The sequence below is a fragment of the Methanomethylovorans sp. PtaU1.Bin093 genome, from assembly GCF_002067275.1.
Classification (GTDB): Archaea; Halobacteriota; Methanosarcinia; order Methanosarcinales; family Methanosarcinaceae; genus Methanomethylovorans.
This window is the reverse complement of record NZ_MVQX01000025.1, coordinates 1-6,811: the sequence shown is the minus strand read 5'-3', so window position 1 is coordinate 6,811 and position 6,811 is coordinate 1. Positions and strand designations below refer to the sequence as shown.

The 6,811-nt window shown below is 41.0% G+C and carries 7 protein-coding genes; 5 read left to right on the top strand and 2 right to left on the bottom strand.

Features of this window, described 5'->3' with window-relative positions; all coding sequences use genetic code 11:
• Positions 1 to 138: 138 nt before the first annotated feature.
• Positions 139 to 519, bottom strand: a complete 381-nt coding sequence (locus tag A4E24_RS02320) for a hypothetical protein (RefSeq protein ID WP_292351299.1) — start codon at positions 517 to 519, stop codon at positions 139 to 141.
• A gap of 279 nt (positions 520 to 798) precedes the next feature.
• Between A4E24_RS02320 and A4E24_RS02315 the strand changes: the two genes are divergently transcribed.
• Positions 799 to 1,320, top strand: a complete 522-nt coding sequence (locus tag A4E24_RS02315) for a thrombospondin type 3 repeat-containing protein (RefSeq protein WP_292351297.1) — start codon at positions 799 to 801, stop codon at positions 1,318 to 1,320.
• Positions 1,321 to 1,585: 265 nt separating this feature from the next.
• Here A4E24_RS02315 and A4E24_RS02310 read toward each other — a convergent pair whose 3' ends face one another.
• Positions 1,586 to 1,813 carry a DUF5654 family protein gene (locus A4E24_RS02310; RefSeq protein WP_292351296.1) on the bottom strand — a complete coding sequence of 76 codons (228 nt, stop codon included), beginning with the start codon at positions 1,811 to 1,813 and terminating at the stop codon, positions 1,586 to 1,588.
• A 384-nt stretch (positions 1,814 to 2,197) separates the two neighbouring features.
• Between A4E24_RS02310 and A4E24_RS02305 the strand changes: the two genes are divergently transcribed.
• The 4 genes from A4E24_RS02305 (at position 2,198) to A4E24_RS02290 (ending at position 6,792) form a co-directional block, all read left to right on the top strand.
• Entirely contained in the window at positions 2,198 to 3,703 is a 1,506-nt protein-coding gene (locus A4E24_RS02305) for an ATP-binding protein (RefSeq protein WP_292351294.1), read from the top strand.
• Positions 3,704 to 4,038: 335 nt separating this feature from the next.
• A complete protein-coding gene (locus A4E24_RS02300; protein WP_292351292.1) occupies positions 4,039 to 5,874 on the top strand; it encodes a PAS domain S-box protein in 1,836 nt (611 codons plus the stop codon).
• A 116-nt stretch (positions 5,875 to 5,990) separates the two neighbouring features.
• Positions 5,991 to 6,269 (top strand): transposase, encoded by a 279-nt coding sequence (locus tag A4E24_RS02295; protein ID WP_292351290.1) that lies wholly within the window; start codon positions 5,991 to 5,993, stop codon positions 6,267 to 6,269.
• Between the two features lie 91 nt (positions 6,270 to 6,360).
• Entirely contained in the window at positions 6,361 to 6,792 is a 432-nt protein-coding gene (locus A4E24_RS02290) for a transposase (protein ID WP_292351301.1), read from the top strand.
• Positions 6,793 to 6,811 lie beyond the last annotated feature (19 nt).

Genomic DNA, 6,811 nt, shown 5'->3' with positions numbered 1-6,811 from the left:
ATTTACCTGGTTGAAGGGAGCACTGTGAGCGAAGTGATATACTCCAAACAGGATGTCAGCAGCGATAATACCTGCTATAATAGAAACCAACTTGCCTTTCGGTCTGGCGACAGCTTCCACAGTTCCTCCTATAGCAGCTCAGCAAACTACAACTTCTGCAATGGTAACAGGCAGAACCTGACTGAATACGTTCCATACCACAAGAGGGTTTAAAGAAACTGGCTTTTGAAGCAGGAAAAAACCAAAACCAAGCATCACAGCAACTAAGCTTACTGCAACAGTTCTTTTTGCCGGCTGGGCACCTATCTGTTTTTCGTTCAAAGCCCCTGAGCGAACACGTGATCCCAGAATCCATAAAGCAATAACTGTCCCTATTATTATATTTGTAACAAGTATATATATTGTGCGCCCTGCGGGTGTAGGTTCCTGAAGCAGGTTGATCCTGCCTTCAAGTAAATAAGTCCCTATCGTCCACAACAAGTAGATGCCTAATGGGGCAAATAAGTCCGATCTTCGCACTTGGTCCATCCTTCTGCAGCTTTCATTAGTATAAATACCAGTTCTAAGAACTACTATTAGAATTCTCCCATTTTATCTTGGTTTTAATTTTGTACATTCCAGTAGAAAATATCCAGTATGATTAAGGACAAGGTCAATCCCAAAAGGGGTTTTTGGTGTTGTATGGTGGTTTTTTAAGCTGGGATATTTGAAAGTCCCGTAACTTCTCAAAAGGAGTGCTTAAATATCTGCTGCACAGCTTATTGATAAGCAATCATTGGGAAACATGTGGTGATCAATATGAACTCAAAACTAGCTATAGGATTGTTCGTAGCAGTGATCGTTCTGATCGGGGCGACCATGGCAGCAGCAAGACCTGCCTATTTTTCATCGTTCAGGCAGAACTACGATATCGCCGGCACGAAGCTTGATTCATGCAATGCCTGTCATACATCAGGTGGAGGATCTCCGCGCAATCCATATGGTATGGCATATTCGGAAAGTGGAAGAGACTTTACATCGATCGGTAGCCTTGATTCAGACAACGATGGCTTCACTAATCTTGAGGAGATCAATGCCCTGACATTTCCGGGAGATCCCAATGATCATCCACAGGACATTTCACAAACACCATCCGAAACAGCGGTCAACGTAACTCAGCAACAAAACATGACCAACGTATCAGACAATGATAATGTGAACTCGATCGCGGAAATTCCTGTAAACAATAACACTGAAGCACCGAAGTCGCCGGGGTTCGAAGTTATCTTTGCAGTTCTCGGATGCTTAATGCTCGCAGGTCTGAAGAAAAAATATATTTAAAGATCAATGACAGGATGTGAATTGGGGGACTGCCCTGCTTACTACAATGGTGCAAAGAACAGGAACATCATTAAGTTGATCACATCTCTGATGGACCATAGAGAAAGAACATATTTTCATTAAAATAAGGAAAAATGTTCTTAGTTTTTTTGGCCGGAGCCAATAACTAAGAACACATATATTTTTTTGATCACCAAAGACAGATATAAGTATATAATACGAAGTTTAATAAAAATTAATTACGATCTGGTCGAATATGGATCTCTCACTCCTTTTTTGACTTTTCTGCAAGTCCTCCTATCCAGATGGTCATTACGACTGCAAGGACGGTTACAAACAGTGCATATGCCCATATACCCCATGAAGCAAGGAAATACAGTGCTCCTCCCTCTGCAAATAACGACTTTATGGCATCGTTCCATGCCAGGGCCGCTACCAATCCAAATGCTGCAGTTATAAGCGCAGCTAATTGATTAATTACTTGTTGTTTCAAGAAAGATCCTCCTTTTGTGTTAAGGCAATATATTATTTGCTTTCAATGAATTTAAATATTGTCCAATATCCGGTTCTCGCGATAATATTTATCTGGACACGTATAACCGAAGATAGCTCATTACAGGAATATTTTTCTCCGTATATATGCAAATATTGCGGCCAGAATCAATTAGAAATATTTATATTTGGCTAGTTATCATAGCTGAAATACATCTTTTCCGTTCTTTCTAACAAATGAATGTCATCGAGGTAAATCATTGAGATCCATTGTAACTGCCCGGAAGCCATATACTTGTGTAAGATCACATCTGGCTACATCTTCTCACATGTCGCAAATTTCTTCAATATCTTTTGCATACATTCCTTCAAGGGGTTTTAGGTTATGAAGGGCTCACGTATCCTCATCGTTGAAGATGAACGCATCACAGCGCTGGACATCAAATACAGATTAGAGGATTCGGGATATGTGGTGACAGGAATAGCATCATCCGGGGAAGATGCAATTGAAAGCGCAAAAGAGACAAAACCTGATCTGGTGCTGATGGATATAATGATTGAAGGCGATATGGATGGGGCACAAGCAGCTCTCCATGTACACGATCGTTTTCGTATACCTGTGATATTCCTTACTGCCTATGCTGATGAGGATACCCTTAGAAAAGCAAAGATAGCAGAACCCTTTGGATACATCTTAAAGCCCTTCGAAGACAAAGATCTTCAAACTAACATAGAGATCACACTCTATAAGCACCGTGCAGAGCAGGAGCTCAAAGAAAAGGAAGCGTGGGTATCAGCTATATTAAAGAACATGGCTGATGCGGTCATAGCCACAGACGTGTCAGGTACAATAAGGCACATGAACCCAACAGCCGAGATCCTTACTGGATGGAAGGAATCCGATGCTGTTGGAAAACCATTATTTGGAATATTTCGGATATCTACTGCCAACGATGAAATGATCATTGACCTGGTCCAAAAGGTACTTGAGAATGGAGTTTTCAAAGGGGGAAACAATGAAGACCTGTTTTTATCCAGGGAACATCTCAAGGTACCCGTTTCTATCACAGGTACTTCTATTAAGAACGACAGAAATGAAGTGATAGGCATTGTTTATGTTTTTGCAGACGTAACAGCACAGAAACAGGAAAAAGAAGATCTCCTTAATGCCAAGCTGAGCGCTGAAGCCGCAAATAACTCAAAGAGCGAGTTCCTGGCTAATATGAGCCATGAATTACGCACCCCTCTTACATCTATTATAGGTTTTTCAGACATTCTCCTTGAAGAAACGTTCGGCGAGATCAATGAAAAACAACACAAGTTCTTGGAGAACGTATCATCCAGTAGTAAGCATCTTCTGGACCTTATCAATAGCATTCTTGATCTTTCAAAGGTCGAAGCCGGGAAAATGCAGATATCATACGAGTATTTCAATGTCTTCGATGTCATAAGTGAAATTAAGGCCATTGTACTCCCACTGGCATTGAAAAAAGACATATCTCTGGATATACGCATCGATCCGACGATGAATAATATGAGGGCAGATAAGCTGAAATTCAGACAGATCATGTACAATCTGGCAAGTAATGCAATAAAGTTTGCTAACCACAGGGGCCATGTATCCATAGAAGGAAGCCTTTCAGGAAACCTTGCTCAGTTCAGAGTAAAAGATGATGGTATCGGCATATCTAAAACAGATCAGCCGAAGATCTTCAATCCTTTTACACAAGTCGATTCTTCAGGTGTCCGCAGGTATGAAGGCACAGGACTGGGTTTGGCTCTGGTAAAGAAATTCGTGGAATTACATGGTGGTCATGTATGGGTGGAGAGTGAACCGGGTAAAGGTTCCGTATTCTCTTTTACCATACCTTATGATGGTGTTCCTGCATAAGAGAAACAAATGATAGATAAGATGCAGGATGCATTTTTATAGGCAATGGATCAGAAAAATGATCAGTTGATCTCAAACGCATTTTCATGTTCCTCCTCTGCACAGGTTCATAATTATTTGATATTTACTATTTTTAGATACAGACAAATTCCATTAGTACTAAATTAATACTTAGATATTTATAGTATTATTAGTATTAAATAACTAATACGTAACATCTGCTATTCTGTGGCACAAGATCCGACCAAATGGTTCCATGGATACTGTTCTGGGATCTGAAGGGGATTTTCACAGTATATGACTGACTAAAAACTCTTTGATCGGTTGATGGAAATATGGACAATCTCAAACCCCGGTTCACAATACTTGTTGTAGATGATGAACCAGTTAATGTAGAACTTCTGGAAGCCTATCTGCATTCCGAGCATGAAGTGATCACAGCTTTTAACGGGTTTGAAGCGATCGAGAACGCACACAATAAAAAGCCTGATCTGATCCTTCTTGATATAATGATGCCTGATATCAATGGATTTGAGGTATGTAAGGTACTCAAGAGTTCTAAAGATACGGCTCATATTCCAATTATAATGGTTACTGCACTCTCCAACCGTGATGATCGTGCACGTGCAATAGAAGTCGGCACAGATGACTTCTTATCAAAGCCAGTTGACAGGCTGTCCCTGAAGACCCGTGTAAGTTCACTGCTGCGACTTAAAGCCCTTCAGGATGAGATCTTAAGAGAGAGGGACCAGGCACAGAACTACCTGGATGTTGCAGGCGTAATGTTCCTTGTGCTGGACAATGAAAAACATGTCAAGCTGATCAATAAGAAAGGCTGCGAAATACTTGGTTACACTGAAGAAGAAGTAATTGGGAAGAACTGGGTAGATCATTTCATACCTGCATACTTAAGGGATGAGGTCAATAAGCGCCTCTCTGAGCTGATAACTACTTCCCTTCCCTCAAATACTCTTGTAGAGGACGCATGTCTTACAAGTGAGGGAACTGAGAAGATCATCAGATGGAACAATGTGGTACTGCGGGATACTGCTGGTAATATCATCGGTACGCTTAGTTCCGGAGAGGATATAACCGATGCAAAGAAAGCAGAGTCTCTGATAAACATCCAGAAGACAGCAATGGATGCAGCTACAGATGGTCTGTCCATACTCAACGAAAAAGCAGAACTTGTCTATGCTAACGAGGCACATGCGAGAATGTATGGATATAATTCTCCTTCAGAACTTCTGGGTAAAACATGGGATCTGATGTACGATCCTTTTGACTATGAGATATTTAAAACACAATGCCTGCCGGAGTTACTCCAAAAGGGCAAGTGGACAGGAGAGAACAGAGGGAGGAAAAAGAATGGTACGCTCTTTTTCCAGGAAGTGTCTCTTACACGTCTGGACAATGGGAGAACTGTGTGTATAGTACGGGATATCACTTCCCGTAAGGAAGCAGAGAACAGGCTACAGGAATATGCACGTAACCTCAAGCGTTCGAACGAACTGAAGGACCTGTTCATTGACATCATGAGCCATGACATCCTCAATCCTGCAGGCGTGGCCAGAGGATTTACAGAGATACTGCAAGGTTCAGAAACGGATCAGGATAAACTTCACAAACTTGGTATCGTTGAAAAGAGCATTTCCAAGATCCTGGATACTATAAACAGCGCTGCCAATCTTGCAAGGCTGGAGAGCGTTGAAGAGATCGAATTCATAGAACTTGACCTTAATTCAATGATCCTTGAAGCTATTGATGCGTACAAGTACGAAATACTTGCAGCTGGCCTGAAGATCGAATATCAGGAAAAAGGCCCATACTATGCAAAAGCCAATCCTCTTATCAGTGGTGTGGTGACCAATCTCCTTTCTAATGCATTGAAATATGGTTCCAAAGGGGGAAAGATCATAATAAGGGTCGAAGATTCTAATGAGGAATGGAAAGTGATCCTCACTGATTTCGGGGATGGGATATCAGATGCTGATAAATCTTCTGTGTTCCAGCGATTCAAGAGGCTCAATGTGGGCGATATTCAGGGACACGGGCTTGGGCTTGCTATCGTGAAGAGAACTGTAGATCTGCACGGAGGCAGGGTCGGCGTGGAGGACAATCCTGACGCCACAGGTACTCGTTTCTGGTTCACGGTCAAGAAAATCCGGTAGTTCCCAGTTAAGATAATTTGAACCCTGTAGATTTCCTAAATATCAGCAATGATAGTTGATGAGCTGGTTTCATAAGTATAAATACACCTTTATCCAATAATAGTATGGGGATTTGAATGGGTTTTAAAGAACTCTCTGATGAGCAATGGAAGTTCATTAAAACATTCCTGCCTCCACAACCGATAACCGGAAGAAAGAGAGTTGATGACCGTAAGGTCATCAACGGTATTCTCTATGTCCTGATAACAGGTTGTAGATGGAGGGATCTACCACCTTCTTATGGTTCTGGAATAACAGCTTGGAGAAGATTAAAAAGGTGGTCAGAAGCAGGAATATGGAATAAGATAATGGAATCTCTTAGAGATTCCGCTTATCAAAAGGTAAGTTTTCAATAGATACTGTGTGTATTGATAGCAGTTTCATTGAAACAAAAAAAGGGGAGAAGACTCCTATTACAACGGTCACAAAAAAAGAAAAGGTGTAAAGATCCATGCTAGTGTAAGTTGTAATGGATTCCCTCTTCCGATCATCATTTCTCCTGGAAATGAATATGATAGCAAGCCTTTCATTCAAGTAATGGAACTTATTAAGATCAATACAACAGCTAAACCAAGAACAAGACCCTTTGAGGTATTAGCAGACTCAGCTTATGATAATACTGCCATAAGGCAGTATTTAAGATCCAGAGCTATCAAAAGCAGTATACCGATCAATACTAGGAACAGTAAAAGAAGAAAAAAAGGAAGACCTACTAGATTTGATCCAGATTCTTATTCAAAAAGAGGAACTATCGAACGATTCTTTGCATGGTTGAAGATGGGATTCAGAAAACTGGCAAGTAGATATGAAAGACTTAATGTGGTTTTCAAAGGACTATTAGATATTGCATGTTTCATCCTATGCTGGAAAAAGGTGTGAGGGAAGTTTTGAAACAGGC